The sequence below is a fragment of the Paenibacillus sambharensis genome, assembly GCF_003233845.1.
Classification (GTDB): Bacteria; Bacillota; Bacilli; order Paenibacillales; family Paenibacillaceae; genus Paenibacillus_I; species Paenibacillus_I sambharensis.
In genome coordinates this window covers 32,544-57,340 of sequence record NZ_QKRB01000010.1, presented here as the reverse complement: position 1 = coordinate 57,340, position 24,797 = coordinate 32,544, and the positions used below count along the sequence as shown (strand labels likewise).

At 54.3% G+C, this 24,797-nt stretch carries 20 protein-coding genes and 1 pseudogene; 3 read left to right on the top strand and 18 right to left on the bottom strand.

The window, feature by feature from the left end:
• Positions 1-82: 82 nt before the first annotated feature.
• The 3 genes from ypfJ to DNH61_RS01280 all read right to left on the bottom strand — a co-directional run bounded on the left by ypfJ (position 83) and on the right by DNH61_RS01280 (position 2,976).
• Positions 83-922, bottom strand: a complete 840-nt coding sequence (gene ypfJ, locus DNH61_RS01290; RefSeq protein WP_111145040.1) for a KPN_02809 family neutral zinc metallopeptidase — start codon at positions 920-922, stop codon at positions 83-85.
• A gap of 182 nt (positions 923-1,104) precedes the next feature.
• The gene (locus DNH61_RS01285) at positions 1,105-2,064 is read right to left on the bottom strand and encodes a radical SAM protein (RefSeq protein ID WP_111144900.1); all 960 of its coding nucleotides are present in this window, start codon (positions 2,062-2,064) and stop codon (positions 1,105-1,107) included.
• Between the two features lie 177 nt (positions 2,065-2,241).
• Positions 2,242-2,976 carry a hypothetical protein gene (locus DNH61_RS01280; RefSeq protein WP_111144899.1) on the bottom strand — a complete coding sequence of 245 codons (735 nt, stop codon included), beginning with the start codon at positions 2,974-2,976 and terminating at the stop codon, positions 2,242-2,244.
• Between the two features lie 142 nt (positions 2,977-3,118).
• Here DNH61_RS01280 and DNH61_RS01275 point away from each other — a divergent pair, with 142 nt between their 5' ends.
• The 3 genes from DNH61_RS01275 (at position 3,119) to DNH61_RS01265 (ending at position 5,052) form a co-directional block, all read left to right on the top strand.
• Entirely contained in the window at positions 3,119-3,412 is a 294-nt protein-coding gene (locus DNH61_RS01275; RefSeq protein WP_111144898.1) for a Dabb family protein, read from the top strand.
• A gap of 164 nt (positions 3,413-3,576) precedes the next feature.
• A complete protein-coding gene (locus tag DNH61_RS01270) occupies positions 3,577-4,509 on the top strand; it encodes a sigma-70 family RNA polymerase sigma factor (protein WP_245947845.1) in 933 nt (310 codons plus the stop codon).
• A gap of 84 nt (positions 4,510-4,593) precedes the next feature.
• Positions 4,594-5,052: a VOC family protein gene (locus DNH61_RS01265; RefSeq protein WP_111144897.1), complete on the top strand. Its 459-nt coding sequence runs from the start codon at positions 4,594-4,596 to the stop codon at positions 5,050-5,052.
• 100 nt (positions 5,053-5,152) lie between these two features.
• Here DNH61_RS01265 and gcvH read toward each other — a convergent pair whose 3' ends face one another.
• The 15 genes and pseudogenes from gcvH to DNH61_RS01190 all read right to left on the bottom strand — a co-directional run bounded on the left by gcvH (position 5,153) and on the right by DNH61_RS01190 (position 24,636).
• Positions 5,153-5,542 (bottom strand): glycine cleavage system protein GcvH, encoded by a 390-nt coding sequence (gene gcvH, locus DNH61_RS01260; protein WP_111144896.1) that lies wholly within the window; start codon positions 5,540-5,542, stop codon positions 5,153-5,155.
• Positions 5,543-5,585: 43 nt separating this feature from the next.
• Complete coding sequence (gcvPB, locus tag DNH61_RS01255; protein ID WP_111144895.1) at positions 5,586-7,043, bottom strand: aminomethyl-transferring glycine dehydrogenase subunit GcvPB; 1,458 nt, start codon at positions 7,041-7,043, stop codon at positions 5,586-5,588.
• On the bottom strand, positions 7,040-8,398 hold the full coding sequence (gene gcvPA, locus DNH61_RS01250; protein ID WP_111144894.1) for an aminomethyl-transferring glycine dehydrogenase subunit GcvPA: 1,359 nt from the start codon (positions 8,396-8,398) through the stop codon (positions 7,040-7,042). Before gcvPA ends, gcvPB begins: the two co-directional genes overlap by 4 nt.
• Positions 8,398-9,519, bottom strand: coding sequence for a glycine cleavage system aminomethyltransferase GcvT (gene gcvT / locus DNH61_RS01245; RefSeq protein WP_111144893.1), 1,122 nt, complete (start codon positions 9,517-9,519; stop codon positions 8,398-8,400). Before gcvT ends, gcvPA begins: the two co-directional genes overlap by 1 nt.
• 269 nt (positions 9,520-9,788) lie before the next feature.
• Positions 9,789-10,850, bottom strand: a complete 1,062-nt coding sequence (locus DNH61_RS01240) for an LLM class flavin-dependent oxidoreductase (RefSeq protein ID WP_111144892.1) — start codon at positions 10,848-10,850, stop codon at positions 9,789-9,791.
• A 206-nt stretch (positions 10,851-11,056) separates the two neighbouring features.
• Positions 11,057-11,377 (bottom strand): annotated as a pseudogene (locus DNH61_RS01235) (maltose acetyltransferase domain-containing protein); the annotation flags it as partial.
• Between the two features lies 1 nt (position 11,378).
• Entirely contained in the window at positions 11,379-12,953 is a 1,575-nt protein-coding gene (locus tag DNH61_RS01230) for a histidine kinase N-terminal 7TM domain-containing diguanylate cyclase (RefSeq protein WP_181438534.1), read from the bottom strand.
• 227 nt (positions 12,954-13,180) lie between these two features.
• Positions 13,181-13,639 carry a carboxymuconolactone decarboxylase family protein gene (locus DNH61_RS01225; RefSeq protein WP_111144889.1) on the bottom strand — a complete coding sequence of 153 codons (459 nt, stop codon included), beginning with the start codon at positions 13,637-13,639 and terminating at the stop codon, positions 13,181-13,183.
• Positions 13,640-13,643: 4 nt separating this feature from the next.
• Positions 13,644-15,287 carry a thiamine pyrophosphate-binding protein gene (locus DNH61_RS01220; RefSeq protein WP_111144888.1) on the bottom strand — a complete coding sequence of 548 codons (1,644 nt, stop codon included), beginning with the start codon at positions 15,285-15,287 and terminating at the stop codon, positions 13,644-13,646.
• Between the two features lie 23 nt (positions 15,288-15,310).
• On the bottom strand, positions 15,311-17,566 hold the full coding sequence (locus DNH61_RS01215; protein WP_111144887.1) for an EAL domain-containing protein: 2,256 nt from the start codon (positions 17,564-17,566) through the stop codon (positions 15,311-15,313).
• Positions 17,567-17,828: 262 nt separating this feature from the next.
• On the bottom strand, positions 17,829-18,875 hold the full coding sequence (locus tag DNH61_RS01210; RefSeq protein WP_181438533.1) for a DUF3231 family protein: 1,047 nt from the start codon (positions 18,873-18,875) through the stop codon (positions 17,829-17,831).
• A 235-nt stretch (positions 18,876-19,110) separates the two neighbouring features.
• Entirely contained in the window at positions 19,111-20,046 is a 936-nt protein-coding gene (locus DNH61_RS01205) for a sugar kinase (protein WP_111144885.1), read from the bottom strand.
• 19 nt (positions 20,047-20,065) lie between these two features.
• Entirely contained in the window at positions 20,066-21,070 is a 1,005-nt protein-coding gene (kdgT, locus tag DNH61_RS01200) for a 2-keto-3-deoxygluconate transporter (protein ID WP_111144884.1), read from the bottom strand.
• A 53-nt stretch (positions 21,071-21,123) separates the two neighbouring features.
• Positions 21,124-22,140, bottom strand: a complete 1,017-nt coding sequence (locus tag DNH61_RS01195; protein ID WP_245947842.1) for a tripartite tricarboxylate transporter substrate binding protein — start codon at positions 22,138-22,140, stop codon at positions 21,124-21,126.
• A 168-nt stretch (positions 22,141-22,308) separates the two neighbouring features.
• A complete protein-coding gene (locus DNH61_RS01190; RefSeq protein WP_111144882.1) occupies positions 22,309-24,636 on the bottom strand; it encodes an AraC family transcriptional regulator in 2,328 nt (775 codons plus the stop codon).
• Positions 24,637-24,797 lie beyond the last annotated feature (161 nt).

Here is a 24,797-nt window from a genome sequence, read left to right as displayed (position 1 = left end):
ATTAACAATTACTGCCTAACTAATGGAATATATCGGCATTAATCCTCCCAATATTTAGCGCTATCTATCCGGGCTGCCAGTTTTAAAGCCTGTCTGTCTGGAACGTATCGCCGCCTTCGATTGTGCCTGACTCGTACCCCTTGTAAAACCAGCGCTTGCGCTGTTCGGAGGTGCCGTGCGTGAAGGTCTCAGGCATAACCTCACCCTGGTACTTCTTCTGCAGGGTGTCATCCCCTACTGCGCTTGCCGCATTAAGCGCCTCGTCCAGGTCACCTTCCTCCAGCACGTTCATATTGCGCGCATGATGTGCCCACACGCCAGCTAAATAGTCAGCCTGAAGCTCCAGACGGACCGAATTCTCATTCGTAATTTTGCCGCTTCTGCTCTTGGCCTTCTCCATGCTGCCGAGCAGCGTCTGGACATGGTGGCCCACCTCGTGTGCGATCACATAAGCCATCGCAAAATCTCCGGGGGCGTCATACTTCTGCCGCAAATCCTCGTAGAAGCTTAAGTCGATGTACAGCTTATGGTCGCCAGGACAGTAGAAGGGACCTACCGCCGCACCTGCGGCCCCGCATGCCGATTGAACACTGCCCGTATACAGCACAAGAACAGGCTCCTTATATTCCAATCCCTGCTCGCGGAACAGCTCCGTCCATACTTCCTCAGTATCAGCCAGAACAACAGACACAAACTGGGCAAGCTGCTTCTCCTCCTGCGTCTCTTGATAGGGAGCAGTCGTACCCGTATCCGTGGCCGTAAAGGAGTTTAACAGCTCCCCCGGATTTCCGCCAAGCAGCAGCACAACGAGCAGTATAATCGTCCCTGCAGCCCCGCCCCCGATCAGCGTCCTTCCGCCTCCGCCGCCCCGGCCTCTCCTGTCCTCCACATTCGCGCTTCCCCTTCTGCCCTGCCACTTCATCATGTACACCCCCGCTGTAGATGTGAGCAGCATCAAGTCCGAGCTGCTTCTTTCTTATCCATCTATATACCCCGGAATGGTCGAATTGCTTCATATCAGCGGCGGAACGTTCAATAAGCCGGCTCTCTGGGTGAGAGCCGGCTGCTTTGGTAAGGCAGCAGCAGGAAGCCGCAGCCTGCAACCTAGCTTCCAGCAGGGAACAGCGCCTCATAAGCAGGGCAAGGCAGCTCCTTCAGGAAAGCCTCAAGAGCCTTGGGCCTGTTCTGGTAGATACGATTTAGGCTGGTTCCTTCATAGACGTTGCCAATAACCACCGGGTGACACAGCTCACAGATCAGGATATCGCCATTGCCATGAAGATGAAGCTGCTTCTTGCCGTCCACGCAGTGAGAGAAGTACACGCCAGGCTGATCCCGGAACCCAAGCTTGTCAGCAAACCGGTCCATACAGGTAAAATAGAGCTCCGTATCCGGCTTGCGATTTGCGATTAACTCCTCTACCGAGCGGACAAGCGCCTCCCTCGAAGCGATCGCGTTCCAGCCTCTGTGATCCATCACAATGCTGTTCTGTATCTCATGAATCCGCACGCCGAGCTCATACACACGTTCACTGATGGCTGTCATGTTATGCTGCGTTTCGGCGAACAGCAGCGTCTCCAGAACGGTCTCCAGCTTATACTCTACACATAACCGGATATTCTCCACAATCTTGTCATAGACAAGCGGATGAATGCCATAATAAGCAGCAAACCTGTCCCTGTCCGTGAAGTTGAACGAAATATGAATGTTGGTAAGACCAGCCTCTTGGAGGCTGTGTATCCGCTCTCTGCTGAGAAGACTGGCATTGGTGTTAAGCTGGGTAGCAATTCCCTTAGCCGAACAGTGGGCAATAATCGCTTCACAATCTTCATATTTCAGCGTCACTTCCCCGCCTGATAGACGCACCCGCCTAAGTGTCGGGATCTCATCGATTATCCGGATAACCTCTCCAGCGCTGATGCTGTTCCCGTCGTTGCGCTCATAGGCACAGCAGTAGCTGCACCGGAAATTGCAATTTGACGTCACTCCAACCTCAAGACCTTCCAGCTCATAGACTCCCGGCTTCTCGAGTTCCAGTGATTTATATTTGTTATCCTGCTGCATGTTTGTTATCCCCGCTTCCAGCTATCATTGTCATTTGCTCATCCTGCCATTGTACCCGAGTTCAGCCCGTAGGGATGTGAGATGAATTACGGCATAAGACTTGCGGTTCATCTATATGAAAATGTCAACAGCCGCAGACACCCATGCACGGGTGCTGCGGCTGTTTCCTTGTTATCGTCACGGTGTCCATTCGTCATGAATAATGCCTACAAGCGCATAGTCGCTGCCAATCTCCTCGAAGACAAGGCGCAGACTGCCCCAATCCATTCCTTCATATTCCGGATTCACACCGTCAATATAGTAGGAGACATAATCATGGTTATCCGGCGGATAAACTTCGTCCAGGTTGTTGACTGTCGTACCTTCACCAAGCACTTCATTCACAGCAACCTCGGCCTTCTCCATGTAATCCATATCATAAACAAATTCCTTATGATACTCCGCATACGTCATCTCAATCTTATCGCCTCTGCCAGCGTAGGTGCGCCACACTCGCTTCTTCGAATCATCCATGATTCCCTCAAGCTCCTCCTGCGATAAGACGACATCCGTTTCCTTATCAACATATGCGTATGGTGAGAACCGGACGCCCTTCTCAAGGTGAGCCCACTGTGCCACCGTCTCCATATTGCCTGCCTTAAGCGCTCGAATCACAGTAGTCGCAGCTTCCTTGACGGTAGGCGGCTGGCCTTCCACCGGCTCCTCCTGGTCCTGCGGCTTATCTTCTGCAACTTCTGGTGCCTGGTCCTCTTGGGTTTGTTCCTCAGGAGTCTGCTGCTCCTGGTTCTGATTCTGATTCTGATTCTGCTTGGCCGGTTCCGGCGGTGGTTCCGATGAATTCGCGCATGCCGTAACCACCATGAGTACGGCGGCCATTGCAGCGGTCAGGAAGCTTCTGTGAATCTTGTACATGATTCTATCCTCTCCCTTCCTTTACAACTGACGAATCCCCCCCTGGGAAAGTTGCAGAAAATTGGATATATGCCTGCCGGGGTTATTTGAATTTCTTCCTATGCGCTTGTACAATGTAAGCAAACGCAAGGGGGATTATTGGATGATTCAACGTACTGTACTAATCAAATTCGCAGAGACGACTCCCCGGGAACAGCTGCTCGAGGTCGTCGACCGTTTCAAGACTCTGCAGCACAAGATCGAAGGCATCGTGGAGATCCAGGCCGGGCTGAACAAGTCCGAGAAGAGCAAGGAATACCAGGTTGTGCTCATGGTCCGCTTCGAGAACCAGCAGGCTGTGGATGCCTATACGGTACACGCCGAGCATCAAGCCGTTGTTGCCTTTATCGGCGAGGCTGGCCGGCTCGACAGCATCGGTGCCGACATCGATATCTAGTCATGATCTGCGAGGGGAGCTTTAGCCGCCAGGGCTAAGGCTCCTTTTTATATCGAAATAACCTCATCCGGCTGTTCCCACACAATGAAAAGTACTGTCCACCGTCAACCGGTATGCTGTAAAATAAAGCCAAACCATCTTTAACCCACACAAGAGGTGATCGCTTGCCAGACCAAACGCATTCGTCCGATATGCAGCTTGCGGAACAAGCGGCAGCCGGAGACTTCGAAGCCTTCCGGAATATTGTCCACCGGTATTCCAACGCTATGCTGTCTGCGGCGTTCAGTATACTGGGTGATTACCATGAAGCGCAGGATGCTGTGCAGGAGGCATTTGCCAAGAGCTACAGCAGACTACACACCTTGAAAAGTAAAGAACGGCTTGGAAGCTGGCTCTACACCATTACCCACCGGACAAGTCTTGATATGATGAAGAGACGACGCACCCCACTGCCTCTAGATGAAGCGCTCGCTCCCTCTTCGGACCAAGTGCACAGCTGGCTTGAACATCATGAGCTGCAGGAGGCAGTTTGGGCGGCTATGCAGTGCCTGGAGGAGAAAAGCAGGTCCGCGGTTGCTCTCTATTATGTCAGCGACTGGCCCATGAAGGAGATCGGTCAGTTTCTGAACCTCTCCCTCTCCGCTGTAGAGAGCAGGATTAGACGTGCCAGAGAGACGCTGAAGCGGCAATTGGCTGGAGATTTTGAATCCTACTTCCGCTCCTGCTGCCTGGGTTCTCCGTTCGAGGAGCGCGTCAGTCAATATGTATTAAAGCGCATGGGCCACTTCTATATACCAGCTGTGAACAAGGAACGGACAATGGATTGGTTCGCAGCCCATTTTCAGCTGGCTAGAACCCCACAGGGTAATCTTGAGCTTGGCACAGGCCAGCAGCTGTATGTGCTGGAGTGTGCAAATCATACGCCTCCGGCGCAGCCCCTTCTCTCGTTCGCTGTATACGATGCAGCAGCCTGCTGGTCTCAGCTGAATGCAAGCGGTGTCGTTACCGAACCAATTACGCAGGATGAATGGCTGGGAAGCTGTTTTATCTTCTACGATCCTGACGGGAACAAATACAGCGCCATGGCGCCCGGATAATTATTTTGCGGTGATGCGACGGATCTGGAAGCTTGGCGTCGTCTATATAGGGAGTGCATTATTAAACAGGAGAGGTGGACAAACATGACGGAGAATCGCGGGAACGAAGTACAGCAAGAACAGCAGGCGCTGCAGGAACAGACAGCGGCTAAGCCCCTGCTTACAAGAGTGCTGTGCAATTATTTGCCGGTATCCAATCTGGAACGCTCTGTGAAGTGGTACGGGGAGACCTTAGGACTGACCGTCCGCAAGCGCGAGCCGGATGGTGCCATCCTTGTGCTTGGCAATGGCCAGTGGCTGTTCCTGCTGGAGACCACAGCTCCCAGGACGGCTAATTTTATGACGGATCAGTGGAACGGCACTGGCTTCGAGATGTTCTCTCTGACTTTCGAGGTCGAGAATATCGTCGAGCTGCACAAGAAACTTCGTGAACAAGGGGCGGAAGTGGAACCGCTCACCGATTATGACAGCTGCGGCCTGCAGTTCATATTTAAGGACCCGGACGGCAACAAATTTAATGCTTGGCAGGACCCCGGTAAATAGGTCGCGGAACGACGCTTAGGCTGCCGGATTGTGCATTATCTTAAAAAAGGGACGAAGGACATCCGCTTGGTTGTCCTTCGTCCCCTTTGCGGCTAGAGTGCTACTCCACAAGCTCCCGGTACTTCTCAGCAGTCAGCAGCGCTGCGAGCGCCTCATCCACTTGGCCTTCGACTTCAACCTCGGCAATCCAGCCGCCTTCATACGGCTGTTCGTTAATCAGCTCCGGCTGCTCAAGCAGCGTCTCGTTGACTCGCTTAACCGTCCCGCTAACCGGGCTGTACAGCTCGGATACCGTCTTCACCGACTCGATCGAACCGATGCTGTCCCCGGCATCAACCTTCGCCCCCAGCTGCGGCAGCTCCACGAAGACGATATCGCCAAGCTGGCTCTGTGCATGATCGGATATGCCAATTCGCACCGTCTGGCCCTCTGCTCCGGCTGCCCATTCATGCTCATGGCTGTATACGCAATTATCCTTAACTACACTCATCACGCATTCTCCTCTTTCTCACTTGATATTGGCAGTCCGGCTGTCAGCCGCAGGTACAGTTCAGGACAGGCTTACGGGCCGCCTGTGTCTCATTCAGCCGTTTCACGACCGTAGTATGAGGCGCGTCCAGCAGCAGCTGCGGGTCCGACTGCGCTTCATGGACTATCCGGATCATCGTATCAATGAAGGCATCCATCGTTTCCTTGCTCTCGGTCTCCGTCGGCTCAATCATCAGGCATTCCTCAACATTCAGCGGAAAATAAATCGTCGGCGGGTGATAGCCGAAATCGAGCAGCCGCTTCGCCACATCCAGCGTCCGCACGCCGTATGCCTTCAGCCTTCTTCCGGACAGAACAAATTCATGCTTGCAAATGCCCGGATATGGGACATCGAAGTAGGGAGCCAGCCGCTTCAGCATGTAGTTGGCATTCAGCACGGCGCATTCCGATACCCGTCTGAGTCCTTCCGGTCCATAGCTGCGGATATAGGCATAGGCCCGCACCAGTATGCCGAAGTTGCCGTAATAAGCTTTCACCCTGCCGATGGACTGTGGACGGTCATAATCCCAATAATAGGTTCCATCCTCCCGGCGGCTGACGATTGGTCTTGGAAGGAAGGGAATCAGCCTGCTCTTCACGCCGACCGGTCCGGCTCCAGGCCCTCCGCCCCCGTGAGGCGTGCTCATCGTCTTGTGCAGGTTGAGATGCACAACGTCAAAGCCCATATCACCAGGCCGTGCTATCCCCATGATGGCATTCGAATTGGCTCCATCGTAGTACAGCAAGCCTCCGGCCTCATGGACAATGGCCGCGATCTCCACAATCTGCTCCTCAAACAGTCCCAGTGTGTTCGGATTCGTGAGCATAAGGGCAGCTGTATCCGGCCCCGCTGCAGCACGCAGCCTGTCGAGATCCACCAGCCCCTTGCTATTCGACGGGATCGTTATCGTCTCGAAGCCTGCAGCCGTGGCGCTTGCAGGATTCGTCCCGTGTGAAGAATCCGGAACAATTACCTTGGTCCGCTTCTCGCCGCGGCTCTCATGATATGCTCTGATCAGCATCAGACCGGTCCATTCCCCGTGCGCGCCGGCCGCAGGCTGCAGCGTCATCTGATCCATCCCCGTCAGCTCGGCCAGATCCTGCTGCAGCGTATAGAGAAGCTCCAGCGCCCCCTGGATGCTCTCTTCCGGCTGATAAGGGTGAATGCTCGCAAATCCCGCCAGACGAGCTGCCTCCTCGTTGAGCTTCGGGTTATATTTCATCGTGCAGGAGCCAAGCGGATAGAAGCCGTTATCCACGCCGAAGTTCCGGCGCGACAGCTCCGTATAGTGACGAATGACATCTACTTCATAGACCTCCGGCAGGGCGGCCGGCTGGCGCCTCAGCAGATGCACCGGAATATCCGCTGCCGCATCGCATTCCGGCACATCACTTTCCGGCAGGGAATAAGCAACCCGTCCAGGCCTGCTCATCTCAAAAATCAATGCCTTGTCCCGCTTCATTGCCCAGCCCCCATTTCCCTAATAAAGCCATCAATCTCCGCCTTCGACCTGCGCTCGGTAACCGCAACCAGCATGTGGCCAGCCAGCTCGGGATAATCCCGCCCAAGGTTCAATCCGCCAATGTAGCCGACCTGCAGCAGCTTGGCGGAGAGATCATCCGGGGCTGTGCCTTCCGGCAGCTTAATGACCAATTCATTAAAGAAAGGCGCCTCAAATGCCAGCGACAATCCCGGAACGGCTGCCACCCGGCCAGCGGTATACCGGGCCTTGCGATAGTTCTGCTCCGCCACCTCCTGCAAGCCCGCTTTTCCCATTACTGACAAATAGACAGATGCACAGAGAGCAAGCAGCGCTTGATTCGAGCAGATGTTGGAGGTCGCCTTCTCCCGCCGGATATGCTGCTCCCGGGCCTGCAGCGTCAGTACAAATCCCCTCTTCCCTTCCTTATCAACCGTCTGACCGACTATACGCCCGGGCATACGGCGCATGAGCGCTTCGGATACGGCGAAGAATCCGCAGGTCGGACCGCCAAGCGACGCCGGGATACCAAGCGGCTGCGCGTCGCCTACCACCACGTCCGCCCCCAGATTGCCCGGGGCTTCCAGCAGGCCCAGGGACAGCGGATTGCAGCTTGTTACAAGCAGCCCCCCGCGATCATGAACAATCCGGCCGATGGCCTCGATATCCTCGATACAGCCAAAGAAGTTGGGCGTCTGTACCAGAACAGCCGCTGCACTGTCGCCAGCCATGTTCTCCAGTTCCGTAAGATCGGTTACCCCATTGCGGTATCCGACTTCCACTATTTCCAGTCCTAATCCCTTGGCGGCGGTACTCACGATCGCTCTCGCTTCCGGATGTACAGTGCGCGATAACAGAATCCGGCTTCGCCCCGTGGCTGCACTTGCCAGTGCGGCTGCTTCTGCCAGCGCCGTCGCCCCGTCGTACATGCTCGCATTGGCCACCTTCATCCCCGTCAGCTCACACATATACGACTGAAATTCGAAGATAGCCTGCAGCTCGCCCTGGCTAATCTCCGGCTGGTATGGCGTGTAGGCGGTATAGAACTCCGATCTCGATAAAATATGCGGTATGACAACCGGTATACGATGATCATAAATGCCTGCCCCGAGGAAGCTGATGTACCGCTCCGCATCCGCATTGCGGCCTGCCAGCTCCTTCATATGCTGCAGCAGTTCCGACTCACTCATGGCTTCAGACATGCGCAGAGCCCCTTCATACCTCACCCCAGCCGGAATGTCTGCAAACAAATCCTGAACCTCGCCTGCGCCGATGGCGGCCAGCATTTCCGCCTGGTCCTCATCCGTCATAGGCAAATAACGATGCTTATTCATCATTAAACTCCTTTGCCAGGTAATGGCCTGCGATAAAACGGTGTCTTCACTACCGCAGCCTTAAGCCGTTTGCCCCGAATCTCCACTTCCACTTCGGCTCCAACCGCTGTGTGGCCAATCTCCAGAAGCGCAAGCCCCAAATTCCGTTTCAAGGTCAGCGACTGCGTCCCTGATGTAACTTCGCCTATAAGCCGGCCCTCGGCATAAACCGGGTAGTGAGACCGGGGTATGCCCCTTTCCAGCATTTCGATGCCGGCGAGCTTCCGCTTAAGACCTGTTTCCTTCTGCTGGCGCAAGGCTTCCCGCCCAATAAAGCCGCCGGCTTTATCCAGCTTCACGAACATGCCGAGACCGGCTTCCAGCGGGGAAATGGACAGAGACAGCTCCTGTCCGTACAGCGGAAGACAGGCTTCAAACCGCAGCGTATCCCTTGCTCCAAGTCCTGCTGGGACCAGTCCTTCAGGCTCACCCGCCTGCATAAGCGCCCGCCAGAGCAGCGGGGCATCTGCGGCATCGGCGTAGATCTCATATCCGTTCTCGCCTGTGTATCCCGTTCGCGACAGCAGGACCTTGCAGCCGCTAATCGCCACCTCCGGCAGGAAGTGGAACGGCGCCAGGTTATGTACAGCAGGGTCGTCTATAAGCTGGGATAATACCGTACCCGCCAAGGGACCCTGCAGGGCAAGCAGTGCGGTCACTTCGGAACGATCCTCAAGCGCAACGTCTGGCAGCAGATGCTGCTTAAGCCATTCATAATCTTTCTCAATGTTAGCCGCATTGACCACCAGCATATACCGCTCTGCTGTTACCCGATAGACAAGCAGATCATCAACTGTACCGCCCTCCGTATTGCACATCAGCGTGTATTGTGCGGCACCATCGGTTAAGCGGGTTACATCATTGGTTGTCATCTGCTGTACATAAGCTTCCGCGTGACGGCCTGTGACCCATATCTCACCCATATGGGAAACGTCAAATAATGCTGCCCGTTCACGCACCGCAGCGTGCTCTAATCCGATACCGCTGAACTGCCCCGGCAGCTCCCAGCCCCCAAAATCAATACACCGGACCCCCGGGTGCTCCGTATAGAGCGGAAACAGCGGCGTACGCTTCAAAGTACCCAACTCCTCACCTCACACTTAGAATCAATCCTTGGGAACAGACTAAGGTTCTCCGTATCTGACAGCTGTAAACAATCGTAAACCAACAGGCTATGGCCCTGGAAATCACCTTCACCTACCCATAATATGAAACAAAATAAACCTTATGTCAATTAATATGACATAAGGTTTATTTTTTCTTCCGATATGTTATATATATTTACTTATAGGTGACTTATTCATCCTTGTTGATACGACTGCTTCTTCCAGCCTGACCTCTTTACCTATCCGTCTTATACGTTACCGCCCGTTTCCGCTTCCCACCGTGCAATCTCCTCCCGTACTCTCGGAGCAACTTCGGTCCCCAGCAGTTCGATTGCCCGCATCACGTCCTCATGCGGCATGGTGCCTAGCGGTACATGCAGGAAGAACCTTGTAATGCCGACATGCTTGCGAAGATTGATAATCTTGCGGGCGACTGTCTCCGGATCCCCGACGTACAGAGCCCCTTCCACGCCGCGGGCCGCATCGTATGAGTCCCGGCTATAATGACCCCAGCCCCGTTCACGTCCCAGCATATTCATGACCTGCTGAGTGGAAGGGAAGAACTTGTCAGCGGCCGCTTCCGTAGTCTCTGCAATAAACCCATGCGAGTGGGAAGCTACAGGAAGCTTGGATACATCATGGCCGGCTTGCGCAGCTGCCCTCTTATAGAGCTGTACAAGCGGCGCAAACTGCAGCGGGCTTCCGCCGATAATGGCCAGGACCAGCGGCAGACCTAAGAGACCCGCCCGCACGACCGATTCCGCATTGCCTCCGCTCCCGATCCATACCGGAAGAGGGTCTTGTACGGGCCGTGGATATACCCCCAGATCCTGAATGGCCGGCCGGTGCCCGCCCCGCCAGGTTACCTTCTCGGAAGCCCGAAGCTTAAGCAGCAGCTCCAGCTTCTCATCGAATAATTCGTTATAGTCATCCAGATCGTAGCCGAACAAGGGGAAGGATTCAATGAATGAGCCCCGTCCCGCCATGATCTCGGCACGCCCGTTCGATAATCCATCCAGCGTCGCGAAGTCCTGAAACACGCGCACAGGGTCCGCTGATGAGAGCACGGTAACCGCGCTGGTCAGACGGATACGGGCCGTCTGTGAGGCCGCTGCCGCCAGCACGACAGCCGGGGAAGATGCCGCGTAATCCTTGCGGTGATGCTCGCCGACACCGTACACGTCAAGGCCGACCTTATCCGCCAGCACAATCTCTTCCACAACCTCGCGCAGCCGCTGCGCGTGGCTCATGACTTCGCCCGTCTCTACATCCGGCGACGTCTCAACAAATGTGCTTATTCCAATCTCCATCCTCGCATCCCTCCTGATGTATAGGCTTTGCGCCACACTGCTAGGCCGTTAAATCTGCCGTGACTGCTTACAGGCATACCCCAACTAACCTTTCACTTGTTTCTAACGAAATTATAGCATAAATTAACCTGTTCATCACTACTCCCACAGTTCACCGTATATCTGCCTGTTTGAGGCCCTCGCTCGCTCGTGTAACCCCCGGGTTATCAGAGCTGTTTGATGACCGCTGCCGGGATGCCGCCCACCACCGTGTTACCCGGCATATTCTTTGTGACGACCGCCCCAGAAGCAATAACGGCATTGCTGCCAATGAATACACAGCCAAGGTTTGCATAGAAATTCTCACCCGCATGGATGTTATAGCCGTAATCGCACCGAAATACCGGCTCCGCATAGATTTGATTACCCGTCGAACCAAGCAGCTCCTTGAGCAGCTTCATCCTTTGCTGATCATCCGTTTCAAGCGACTGATTGAACAGCCGGGTTAGTCTTCTCGCGTTCACGCAATCCTTTACGAGCTCCGGGTTCCTACATGACGTCTGCGCTTGTCATTTCCCCATACACCTGCACGCAGTTCCTGCCCATCTTCTTCGCTGCGTACAGGGCTAAATCGGCCTGCTGGATCAAGGCATGCATCAGCTGGCTGTAATCCCCCGTTCCGACCCGGACACTCGCCACACCAAAGCTGGATGTAATGCGGATCTGGCTGCTTCCCTCGGTAAGCCTCGCCTCGGCGACCTTCCTGCGGATACGCTCCGCCAGCTCGGCCGCTTCCTGCCTGCAGGCATTAGGCATGCACAGAATAAATTCATCGCCGCCGTAACGCCCGGCAAATCCCTTGTCCCTCAGCACATCCCTGGCGGCTGCGGCCGCATATTGCAGCGCCGTATCGCCGGCTCCATGCCCGTACGTATCGTTCACCTGCTTGAACTTATCAATATCGAACATGACGACCGACAGCTCGCCGCCCTGGCATGACAGCTCATGCATCGCCTGCTCCGACCGCTTCAGCAGCGTTGCCCGGTTAAGCAGCTGCGTTAAGTCATCCGTGCTGGCCAGATACATCAGCCGCCTTTCCAGCTCAATCCGGTCTGTCATATTAACGAACGAAATGATCGTACCCGCTGCCGAGCCCTTCTTCCGCTGTACTGGGTAGAACCGGATATGGTAATGCAGCTTGCCGCCATCTCGCAGGATCTCATAGTCGCACTCGCGGGCCTGCCGGAAAATCTCCGCCAGCCGCTCTTCTCCTGCTACGAGCTGGTGGATGGGCTGTCCTACTGCAAGCGGTGTTAAAGCAGGAATAACATCGGGCATGGAGGCGTTATAGTCGGTAACCACATCCCGTTCATTCAGTACCAGAATTCCCTCCTTCATGTTCTCAAACACCAAATCCCTTGCAATCGGAACGGCGTCGAACATCTGGTACCGAAGCAGCGCAATGCTCTGAACCACGAAGGACACACTCAGGTAAACGGGACCCAGATCAATCCCGTAAGGACTGCTGCCCCCGATATACAAGAAGCCGGCGAAGACCGGGATCGAGAGCCCGGCAACCATAAGCAGGATTTGCAGACGAAACCGGTTGGAAACCTTACGAAGCTCCAATAACAGTACAACAACACTGGCAGCCATACATCCGTAGAGGAAGATCGAATGCACATGGAAGTAAGGACCGTGCTCAAGCTGTACAATCGGGAAGGGCGCATCAGCCCGCAGTTTCATCGACGTATAGTAGAGGTGATGCTCCTCATTGGTCGCTTGGATAATGGTTGTTGACATCGGAATCAAGAAGAGTACGTAATAGACCCAGCTCTTCAGCTTGCGGCCGACATAGGCCAGGGACATCAGCAGGGCGAACACGGGGATGAAGGGCAGCGGTATATATTCAATGCGCAGCCAGAAAGCGATTTGCTCCAGTGAAGGACTGGTGAGCTCGAACAGGTAAGCAAACCCGAATACCGACGCCATGAACGTCATGAGGATATAATAGATGCCCCCGGGAGCATGTCTCAATCGGAATCCGGCATATACGCACAAGCCAAGGCTTAACAGCGCACCTATGAGGATCAACATGATATAAATCACTATCTCTTGCTCCATCTTCACCTGCTCCATCAGCTTCAAGGCGTTATTTGTCGAAAAAAAGCGGACATTAGCTACATATTACCATAAACATCCACCTCGCTATAGTAATTAATCATTGTTTCTATGTAAAAATTGTTAGGCCCCTGTGGTGATCACGCCAAAATAGGCCTTTCCCCACGACTAGATCGTCATGTTGAAAAGCCTGGTTATACCCTTGTGAAGATTTCCTTGAGAGATTGCCTTTATTCAGCCGCTTCTTCCCTGCCGCCTGAAATCGTAATGCCTCGCTCCTCAAACACCTTCCGAACGACGTTCAGCCCTCCCACGGCCTTCGGGAATCCGGCGTAACCGCCGCAGTGCAGTACGATTTCCAGGATCTCTTCCGGCTTCAGTCCGACATTAAGCGCTGCATGGACATGGAATGACAGCTGCTCAGTAGCGCCCTGGGTTATTAGTGAAGTAATCGTTACAATTTCCCGCTGCTTGAGGTCAAGAATGCCTCGTGAATACAAGTCGCCAAAGCCGAATGCGACCAGGGTATGGCCAAAATCCGGGTAGAACGCCCCAATTTCTTTAATCGTGCTGACGCCCTGCTCCCCAATCATCGTCCGCAGGGTATCCAAACCGGTCTGATAACGCTCCTGATTCGTCTGCTCCGGGTTGATCTGGTTAAGCTTCGCTTGCTCCGATTGTTTGGTCATAGGACTAGCCCCTCTTCATTGTCGGCGGAATTTCATCCGGGTCCATTATAATATCGATAACGCTTGTCCGGTTCTGCCGCAGCGCATCACGGATAGCATGCCGCAGCTCCTCTATCGTCTCGCAGCGGTAACCGGCAGCACCCATGGCTTCACCAAACTTGGCAGCGTCAAGCGGCACCTGGTACTTCGTCCCGACCGCACGGCCCAAATGCCGGCCCATTCCCTTATCCACCATGTCCAGCCGCTGGTTATTCGCGACGAAGAACAGGACAGGCGCATCATGGTTCACCGCTGTGGATACCTCCGTACCGTTCATGAACATGCAGCCGTCACCCGACAGGCACGCTACAACACGTTCCGGCATGCCGAGCTTGGCCCCAACCGCATAGCCGATCGCCCGGCCCATCGTCGCATACACTTCTTCAAAGTAAAATGTACCCGGCACCCGAATATCCAGATACTTGATTGCATAGAAGGAATGGCTCCCTGCATCGCCATAGATCAGGGTATCGGCGGGCAGTTCCTCCCGCATCGTCTCGATTACCTGCCTGCCCTGCAGCAGACCAGCTGCAGACTGCTCGAGTGCCGGAGCCTCACTGGCAACCGCCGCAGTCAACACAGCCGGCAGCTCTCTCGAATGAGCCTCATCATCCGTCCGGGCAAGCAGTGCCTGCAGGTTGCCGCGTATGCTGCCGAGTACTGGCGTAACAGCCACCGGCAGCGCCTTCCCGATGAACCTCGCTTCATAATCGAAGTGGATGATATGCTGGGGGTACTGTGCAGGCTGCAGACCTGGAATTTCCAAATCGCTTAACTGGCTTCCGACCACCACCATTAGATCGACCCCTTCACGCAGGTAAGCATCTGCCAGCTCACTGCCTCCAAGACCGTATGGACCTAGGGACATCGGATGATTCGAACGGATTGCTCCCTTGCCCCCCGGTGTGGTTGCAACCGGGATGGACCACCGGGTGGCAAATGCCTCGATTTCCTCATACGCATGCTGGGCGTGCAGCGCTGCCCCTATAAGCAGCAGCGGCCTTCTGGCAGAGGCAAGGCGGGAAGCGACTTCGTCTAGATTCGAGGCAATTGCATGCGGATAGGCGTCCGGAAGACGAATATCGAAATCTTCGACCTGCTCGGTCAGCACATCCAGCGGAATGCAGAGATGAACGGGGCCCCGCACACCGGTGTAAGCTTGTTCAATCGCATGCTCCAGATAGCTTCTGAATACCTCCGCGCGGTCAACCCGCGCACTGAATTTCGTTACCGGCTCGAACATCTTGACCAGATCGGTGCCGAACATCGTGCTGTCCTGGCCCAGCACCTTCCCGACTTCCCGAATCGGCGGCGAACCTGTTAGGAACAGAACCGGCACTTGGGAGAAGAGTGCTTGTCCTGCCGCTGTCAGCATGTTAATACCGCCAGGACCCGCCGTACCAATCGCAGCTCCGAGAGAGCCGCGGGCCAGCGCGTAGCCTGCCGCCTGCAGACCAGCCCCTTCCTCATGCTTGCTCAGCACAAAGGTAATGCCCGCGTTGTCCAGGTCAAGCACAAGGGGAGTCACTGGCTTGCCGGGTATGCCAAATACATGGGTAACACCCCAGCTTACTAAATGCTTAACCAGCATATTGCTAACAGTTGGCATAATACTTTCCCCCTAGATAGGATTCAATACAACTTCTTGATTCTGGAGATAAGCTCCTCGTATGATTGTTCAAATTCCTCACCAGGTATCGGCCGGCTAAAATAGTAGCCTTGAACCTCATCGCACTTGCGGATCTGGAGGTAGCGCAGCTGCTCCTTCTCCTCGACTCCTTCTGCGACGACTTCCAGGTTCATGCTGTGGGCCATGGCAATAATGATACTTACAATATTGGTTCCATTCGTTTCCTTCGAGATATCCCGGACAAAGCTCTGGTCAATCTTCAGCCGGTTAATTGAGAAATTCTTCAGATAACTGAGCGAGCTGTATCCCGTCCCAAAATCATCCATGCTGATCTGAACGCCAAGCGCGTGAAGCTTGCGAAGCATCGGGATGGCATGATTGACATTCATCGTCATCGTCTCGGTTATTTCCAGATCGAGATACTTCGGCTGCAGGCCGCTCTCTTCCAGTATTAGATGCACATCATCAACAAAGCTCTCATCAAGAAACTCCTGGGAAGACAAGTTTACCGAAACCCGGAATGACGGCAGCCCCTGTTCCTGCCACTTCTTGTTCTGAAGGCAGGCGGTGCGCAGCACCCACTTGTCAATCTGGCTGATCATCCCCGTCTCCTCGGCAATGGGAATAAAATGGTCCGGCGTCAGCAGTCCCTTGGTGGGATGCTGCCAGCGTACCAGCGCTTCAACCCCTTTCAGCTCGCCGCTTCGTATATCCACCTGCGGCTGGTAAAACAGCCTGAACTCATTCTGCTCAATAGCCTTGCGGAGCGAGCTCTCCAGAATCATTTTCTCGCGGGTGGTCGTATTCATATCAGGCGAATAGAGCGCGTAGGAATTCAGCCCCCGGCTCTTCGCACTGTACATCGCAGTATCCGCTGCCTTCATCAAATTCTCCAGGTCTTGCCCATGCTCTGGATAGATAGAAATGCCTGCACTTGCCGACAGGTGGAATTCATACCCGTTCAAGCTGAACGGTTCATCGAATATCCCCAAAATGGCGCGTACCCGCTCCAGAGCTGCCTCTCTACCCTCAATAGAGGGGAAAGCGAACATGAACTCGTCCCCGCCCATACGTGCCACAAACTCCCCGGCTGCCACAACCTTAACCAGCCGCTCAGCCACAACCGTCAGAAGCATATCCCCGCTGGAGTGGCCCAGTGAATCGTTAATGATCTTGAAGCGGTCCAGGTCCAGACAGACTATAGCAACCTGACTGCCTGTCGCCCTTGCACGCTGGATATAGAGAGTGGCGTTATTCTTATAGTAGCGCCGGTTCGGCAGTGTGGTTAAATCATCGTGGTTGGCCAGGTAGTTGTAGCGCTCCTCGGCCTTCACTCTCTCCGTGATGCTCCTGAACTGCCCGAAGGCGCCCAGAAGCTGTCTCTTCTCATCATACAGCGGGTAGGCATCAAACAGACATACCTGCTTGTCCGCAGAAGATCCCGGTTCGAAGGTCATCTGCACATCTTCGAAGGTTCTCCCATTGTGCATGACTTCATGGATATACTCGCCCATAGAGCCCAGCTCTTCAACCTTGGTGCCGAGCATATCATCCCTCGACTTGCCCGTGAACAGCTCCGCGTATTGGTTAAAGGTTGTGATTTCACCATTGCGGTTGGTCAGGATAATGCCATTGCGGGTATTATCCATAATGATTTGGTTCAATATATTCAGCTTCCGGTTCTGTTTGCGGAGCAGAAGCTCCCGCTCAATGGAATCCGCCGTGGTGGCAAGCATAGTAACCATCATCGGGTTCTGGAATTCCTTCGCCGTCATAATAATGACGCTTCCGAGCAGGTCATTGACGTCTGTATAGTGAAAAGCCACCGCGTAACAGGCGGTGCCATGCAAGTATTCATGAAAATGGTCATCACCGATCAGCTGAATCGGAGATTCATTATATTTTAACGACAAATTAACGACATTCGTCCCCATGCTGGTTTCCGTGAATTGGACGCCAGGCTTGATGCCCAGGTCATGGATGGTCTTCTTGATCGTCTCGTCGCCCATCATATGAAGGACAAAGCCTTCTTCATTGGCGACGGCGATCAGGAGCGGCGTGCCTGCTAAGGAATGTAGAATTTTATCGCCGAAGAAGCTTACGACCGACAAGATTTCATCGTACTCTTCCCGCTTACTATCTAATTCAGCTGGCGATAAGATATGTTGAGGATGAGGAATCTCTTTCGGATTCAGGCCGATGTGCGTACAGAACAGATTGGCTTGTTGAATGAATTCGGGTTTTTCCGTTGTAGCCACAATTGAGCCCCCATTTTGGATAAAGCACTTAAGTAGAAGATATAATTGTATGTTGACTTTCTGTCACAAATATTTTAATCGACTTTCCGGGTTTTGTCGATAAGGGTAACTTTACCTGAGTGTATGCGAGAATATAGAAAGTTGGATATACTGGGGCGCAGACCCTACTGAGGTAAGGAGCGGTGCGGTGGTTCCGGAAACTGAAACGGCCGGTCAGAATTAGGCTTCCGACCGACCGTTGTTATCATAGATAGACAGGCATTTACCGCTGCTTGGTCAAGGCTTCCCGGTCGCTGGCTCCCGGTGGTTCTTCCAGCCAGCCTCTGCCGATTAACAAGTTCACGCCATCCTCGGCATACAAGCCCATATCCGCAATCAGCTTGGTATATTTCACGCCCAGATCCCGTCTTTGCGAAACTGATAAACCGGCTCCATAGAAGGCAGCCGAAGCTGAAATTAATGCAACAATATGGAACAGCATTAGTTTGTCAGAGAAAGGAGGTATCGTGGAATCCGTAATTTCCGACTCCCATTTGCGCGGCTGTGGCAGGTCATTCTCTGATAATTCCTTACTCAAGGTCTCGAAATGCTCTTGGCACAATCCTACACCCCTCCGTAAATACTTACGGATATCCCTGTCTTGGGCAACCTGACTGAAAGCCATCTCTAATACAATCTTTGCCTCAATCTTGACTATATTGAAGAATATGCTGCTGATTTCGATTGCGTTTAATGGTCTCTGCCTGCCAAACCAGCCTGCCAGATAACTCTGCTTATCAATATAATCAACCTGCTGGGAAACAGGAATATGCGGAGGTCTAACGTAGAGTCCTTTTTCAAGTAAGGCATCCACGATTGTATTGAACAGCTCCATTGTTTCCGTATTGCATGCCGTAAAGTATCGCCGCAAATCCGAACGGGTTGATGTGCTCAAGGCACCTGCATAGCTGGTCAGTCCCAGCAGAGTCATGACATAGAAATAATTCAGCAGAAATTCATCAGAGAACAGACTCGGGGCTGACCGGTTGATGACATCCTCCTCGGTGAAGCCGACCGGAGGCGTGAAGCCCTCATCCGTCATAAACGCTTTGACTTTGCCCATATGAGTTGTGGCCAAACCGAGTGCAGACTCAAGAATTGACCGGACGTCCTCGTCCTGAACATGCTTTAACGAATGGGTAATGAAGCAGGCGGCCATGCTGTCATTTATGTATTGAGTCCAGAGGTTGGCAATCTCCGCTGACGTCAGTCTGACGGTAACGTGTCGTAATTCATCTGCATGCTGTTCTGTCTCAAGCTTAGTCGACATCAGACTCACATCCCTCCTAAATTCGTATTCACCTCTTATGCCCATACAGCCCTGCTTCTAGATTGTTACGTTTCCATGGAAAATATTCTTGCTGCCCTATCCCGGGGAATTTGCGGTTCCATGGCCGCTGGAGCGACCGCCACGAACCTTGCATGACCCACAAGCCCATTACGGCAAAAAAAGCGGCAGCCCCGGACTCCGCCGCTGCTGCCGCCTCTGTTCTATTGGCTGATGCTTACCCCGCCATGAATGCTTCAAGTCCTGTCCGGTCCGGGAGACCGTCATTGTCTCCCGGCGACATTACCGCCAAGGCACCGATTGCCGTCCCCCGGCGTACCGCCTCCTGCAGCGGCAGCCCCTCCAGCATGCCGCTTACGACACCGACGGCGAAGCCGTCACCAGCTCCAACGGTATCCACAACACGCCCTACCCTGAAGCCCTCCGTGTAGAAGTGCTGACCTTCCGAGCTTGTATAAGCCCCTCTTGCTCCCAGCTTGATCACCACCGTCTTCACGCCGGCGGCATGGTAGAAGTCCGCCACCGTCTGTTCCCCTTCCGTCTTCGTCAGCAGCTCGCCTTCCTCAATGCCGGGTAGAACGATATCCGCGCGGCACGCCAGGTCATTAATAACCTGAACCATCTCCTCCTTGTCCGGCCACAGACCCGGACGAAGGTTAGGGTCGAAGGAGATTTGCACGCCCCTTGTGCGTGCTTCAGCCATCAGCTCATAGACAAGCTCTCTGCAGCTGGCTGACAGCGCTGGGGGGATTCCCGTCAAGTGAAGGTGGTTATAGCCCCCCCAATCAAGCCGTTCAATGGCATTCCGTCCCATTCGGGAGGCTGCGGAATTCCGGCGAAGCGAGAATACCTCCGGATCGCCTTCCTCCACCTTCTGCTTCCACTGCATCCCTGTGAACTGATCCCTGCTGAAGGTCACGTAAGTGGTGTCCAGGCCGCTTGTCTTCAGGAAGCGCGCTATGCTGCGGCCAAAGGGATCATCCCCAAGCTGGCTGATATAGGTGACCTCATGGCCCAGCCTGACCATCCCAATGGAGAAGTTGACCTCAGCACCTGCTACATAACGCTCAAACTGCTCGGCTTCCTCGAGAGACCCCTGTTCCCGGGCCACGAATAATGCCATCGGCTCGCCAATTGTCAGCACCTTGGCCATATCTGTATTCCCCCTTTACTTAAGCGGTTTCAGAAGCTGGCGGGATAATCCGCTTGTCTGTCGGCCTTGCCGGCTTCCTGCCCTTCATCCGGTTCGACCACCAGGCCGTCAAGATCGGTACTAGTATGGAGGTCACGATCACCGCAGCCGCCACCAGCGCCGTTGCGGACTGCGCCGCTGGCTGCAGCTCAGGCACCAGACTGCCGATAATAACCGGGTTAGCCACTGCCGCGCCTGCCGTACTGGACGCCGCAAGACCGGCTGTGCCGTTGCCGCCGCCGATATATTTGTCCGCCAGCATGAGCGGAATACCCGTGATGATAATAACGCCCACACCCAGCAGAATACCGAGTACACCTGTCTTCAGAATGACCCCCAGGTCGATCGTGTTCCCAAGCGCGAAGCCGAAGAATGGAATCATCGTCTGTGTCGCCTTGCTGAAGAAGTCCCGCAGATCGCTGTCCAGATTGCCGAGAATAAAGCCAATCAGGAACGGCAGCACAGCCCCTACGAACAGATGCGGCTCAAACGATGCAATCCCAGCCGTACCCAGAATCATCATCGTAACAAGCGGACCGGACTCCAGCGACATCAGCACGAAGGCGCCCGCTTCCTCCTTGGACCCGTACTGCTGCATAATAGAGGCATACAGACCGCCGTTGGTCATATCCATAGCCGCCACAATCGCCAGGACGGATAAACCCGCGAATAAGCCCGACTGAATCCCGCCTTCAGGCAGCAGCTGGGAGGCAATAATGGCGACCACCCATGCAACTGCAATCTTGGTAAGGACGAGCGTCCCAGACTTTCGCAATACGACGCCTGTCGCCTTAATGTTAATAGCCGCTCCCATACAGAAGAACCATACAGCCAGTATCGGTACCGTACCTGTCATCAAGCCATTCGTGAATGAGCCGAAATACTGCCCCGACTCCGGAGCAAACGTGTGGACAAGCGCCCCCAGAAACAACGGAACCAGCATCAATCCGCCAGGAATTCTATCAATCGTCTGTTTAATCTTCATTGTCTCTCACCGAACCTTCCAAGTTGTTCTTGATGAGAGGGCTGGTTATCCGATTATTGCCTGCTGAGGCCAAGCTCCGGTATCAGCTCTGCGAACAAATCATGGCTCTCCTTCATCTGTCTGCGAAAGCCTTTGTCATCCTCGACATGCAGGCCTAACCCGTTCGCCTCCATATAATCACGGAATTCCTTCTCCTCCGTCCCCTTGATGAACGCTTCAGCAAGCCGTTCCGTAATGTCATCAGGGGTATCCTTCGGTACACCCAGCCCTCTCCAGGTGCCAATAAAATTGCCTTCAATGCCCGTCTCTTCCTTCAGTGTCCCCACATCTGGAAGCGCTTCCGATTTGGTGTCCGCGTTAATGGCCAAGGTGCGAAGCTGCCCCTGGTCCACGTAAGCTTTTACCTCTGCCGGACTTACCGGCACAGCATCCACGAACCCGCTGATGAGCGCCTGAACGGCTGGTCCCGCTCCCTCAAAAGGAATATGGCTGAAGCTTACATCAGCCTCCTTCTCCAGGGTTGCCGCAGCCAAATGCCAGATGCTCCCCGTTCCGGCATTGCCCATTCTCACTTTCCCCGGATTCTCCTTGGCATATGCCATGAATTCCTCCGCTGTCTGCCAGGGCGCTTCCGCTCTGACTGTAATGGCCGAGGGATCAAGGTTCGTCTGGACAATGGGTTTGAAGCTTTCATACGTGATCGGCAGCAGTCCGAGATGCGGCAGCGTTGTCAGCTCTGCGACAAGGTAGGTCACCGTGTAGCCGTCCGCCTTGGCATTCGCGCCTTCCATCAGCCCGATGGAGCCGCCTCCGCCCGTCCGGTTCACGACAACAATCGGCTGTGACATGTGCTTCTCTGCTGCCTTTGCCAATGCTCTCGCCGTGGCATCCGTTCCTCCACCGGCCGCGTAAGGAACGATCAAGGTAATGGGCTTGTTAGGAAAGTCCGCCGTTCCGCTTCGAGTGGTATCCCCGGCTAACGGGTTCCATATGAAGAAGATTGCGAGAATACCTGCAGACAGGGCTGCAATCCACCATCCTGCCATCTTGGGCCAACGTTTTCCTCTCAACTGCCATCCCTCTTTTTCTTATAAAATGGTCCCCGCGCCGCCGGTTAGGGAAGTCCCCGTCACGCTCGCCGTTCCACCTCCAGGCCTCATCACGTGTGATGGTAGTTGTGCTGCTTGACTGGAGTGTAGCGCAGGCCCGGCTGCGCGGGCAATCGTATAATCCTTCAGTTAATCTGCAGATATGCCGGAATCACGCGGTTTTGGCGGATCTGCATACCCGTTGGAAGATTTGAAGCTCTCGCGGAATTTGCCCGGCGTGATGGACTTGTTCTTGCGGAAGGTGCGGATGAAGCTGTTCTCATTGTGGTAGCCTACGAGCTGAGAGATTTCCGAGACCTTTAACTGAGTCTCTCTCAGCAGCCCGCATGCCTTCTCAATCCGGAGAGCAGTCAGATAATCATATACCGTGCTGCCCGTCTCCTCCTTGAACATCGCGCTTACGGAGGAGATTCCAAGATGAACATGATCCGCTACATCCTGCAGCCCGATATTCAGATGCAGATTGTCCTCCATATAATGAATCATTGCTTGCACGAGATGATATTCCTTCGAATGCCTGTGCTGTTCCAGCTGGCTGCACAGCTGATCCGTGACTCTGGTGAGCAGATCCGTCACATCATGCAGATCCATGGTGGCGAGCTGAAGCCAGGTGTAATCCGCAAGCTCGCCAGGCGTGGACAGACCCTGCTGCTCCACAATCCGCTGCACCTCGGACAGAAGCCCGTCGGCCTCCCGGTAGACAGCATGAGGTTCCGCCCTTCTACTGCGCGCCTCATCCGCCATTTTGCGAATCCATTCCCGGCATAAGCCGGAATCGGCTGCCAGCAGGCTGCTGACAACTTCATGCTTCCAGGCAGCATCGACTGGCTGAGTGCCTGCTTTCAACATGGTTTCATTCCCGGCATAGCAGTGCACCTGCCCGTAGCCTTCATAAAGCCGATAGGACAGCACCTCGCCAGCTTCAGCACTGGACAACCCGAGTTGAAGAACCCCGGGTACAGCGGAACCGATTCCGATCGAGATGGACATGCTGAGGTACTGTTCGGCGGCTTGAATCAATCGATATGCTTCCTGCTTAAGCTCTTCCATCCAGTTGCCGGCTCCGGCAGACTTCGGCTGCAGCATAATGGCCAGCCCCTCCTGCCGGACGGTCGTACTCACGGCTCTCCAGGAGGACTCCAGCAGCTCGAGAACTATATTGTTGAGAGCGTACCGCAAGAGCATGCGATCCTCATCCTGCAGCTCTGCCATCCATCGGCCATACCGGTCTACCGACACGATCATCATAGCGAGCGGCCCTTCCTCCCACTCCTGAAAATGCTGCTCCCACTTGGTCCTGATCTCCCGGGAGCCGATGCTTCCATTTAAGACATCCCCGATGAACTTGGACCGCAGCTCCGGCAGGCTCCGCTCAGCGGCTAACGTTTTGCTGCGGAAGTCTCCGACCAGCTTCCCAAGCACCTGCTCCAGATCGTAGAGATCACCCTGGCTAACCGGCCTTTCGCCTTGGCTTAGAAGCCTGTTGATCCGCTTAAGCGGTTTGAATGCGGCGTAATTGTAATAGAGCATAGCCGAGCATCCCACGAGTATGGATATCAGCGACAAGACCAGCATTGCATTGCGGACCATCTTCACATTCTTCAGCAGCTGATCCATCGGGACAAGCGAGACCAGCCGCCAGCCTGTTACGTCGGAGAAGGTCTGGTTGGCCATAAAATCCTGCCCGTTTACCTCAACATAATCGAAGGGCCGTACATTAATAGCTTCAATAACCTTCTCCATCTCCTCAGGCGGTACGGGCAGATTTAATTTCGGATAGATAAGCTCGCCGTCCAGATTGTACACATATTGATAGCTGGTCAGATGGGTGTACATTTTGGAGAACAAGCGGTCATAACTCAGATTTACCATAACGGCCCCCTTAATCTGACCGTCAACTGTAACCGGTCTGACCAGGGACAGCAGCTCCGTCTGCTCCGCATCTCGCCCCGCTCCTGCCTGGAGCGTCCTGCGCTTCACCAGCAGCGGCTTCGTCCTAATATCGTCAATCCATGAACTCCAGAAGGCGTCAGGAGCCGCGCTCCAATTCTGCTGAAAACCGTGAATACTCGAAACCAGCGAGCGGTCATCCAGCCGGATCACCATAATGGAATGAATGTCCGGCTCAGTCGAAAGGGCTTTCAAATAAGATTGCAGCTCATCCGCCATCCTCGCGCTGTCGCCCGGCTCAGAGCGGATATAACCCTGCGTCTCTTCGTGGAAGGACGCTTCCACCGCCTTGCCGTCCGATTCGCGGAACGCACGGTTGGTCACATCCAGATTGATCTGCAGAAGCTCCACATTAGGAACGTTCAGCTCGGTATCGAGAACCTCCCGGTACTGGTTATAGGAGACCAGCCCGAAGATGGCAATGCTGCACGATACAACCAGCGTCAGGAGCAGAATCAGCCTCGCTTGTTTATTCGCAAGCACATATTTCAATTTGAGACGAAGCATGGCATCCAGTCATCCTTCCCTTGCCGGGCGCAATACCCCGCCAGCCTGTTTTATCCTTGTAGTCCATATCCTTCCGGTATCATACTATACGGTGTTCGCAGCTTACAAGATTAGGACAGCCTTGTTCCTTAGGGAGATTAGCAGTCCCTTAATCCTTAAGG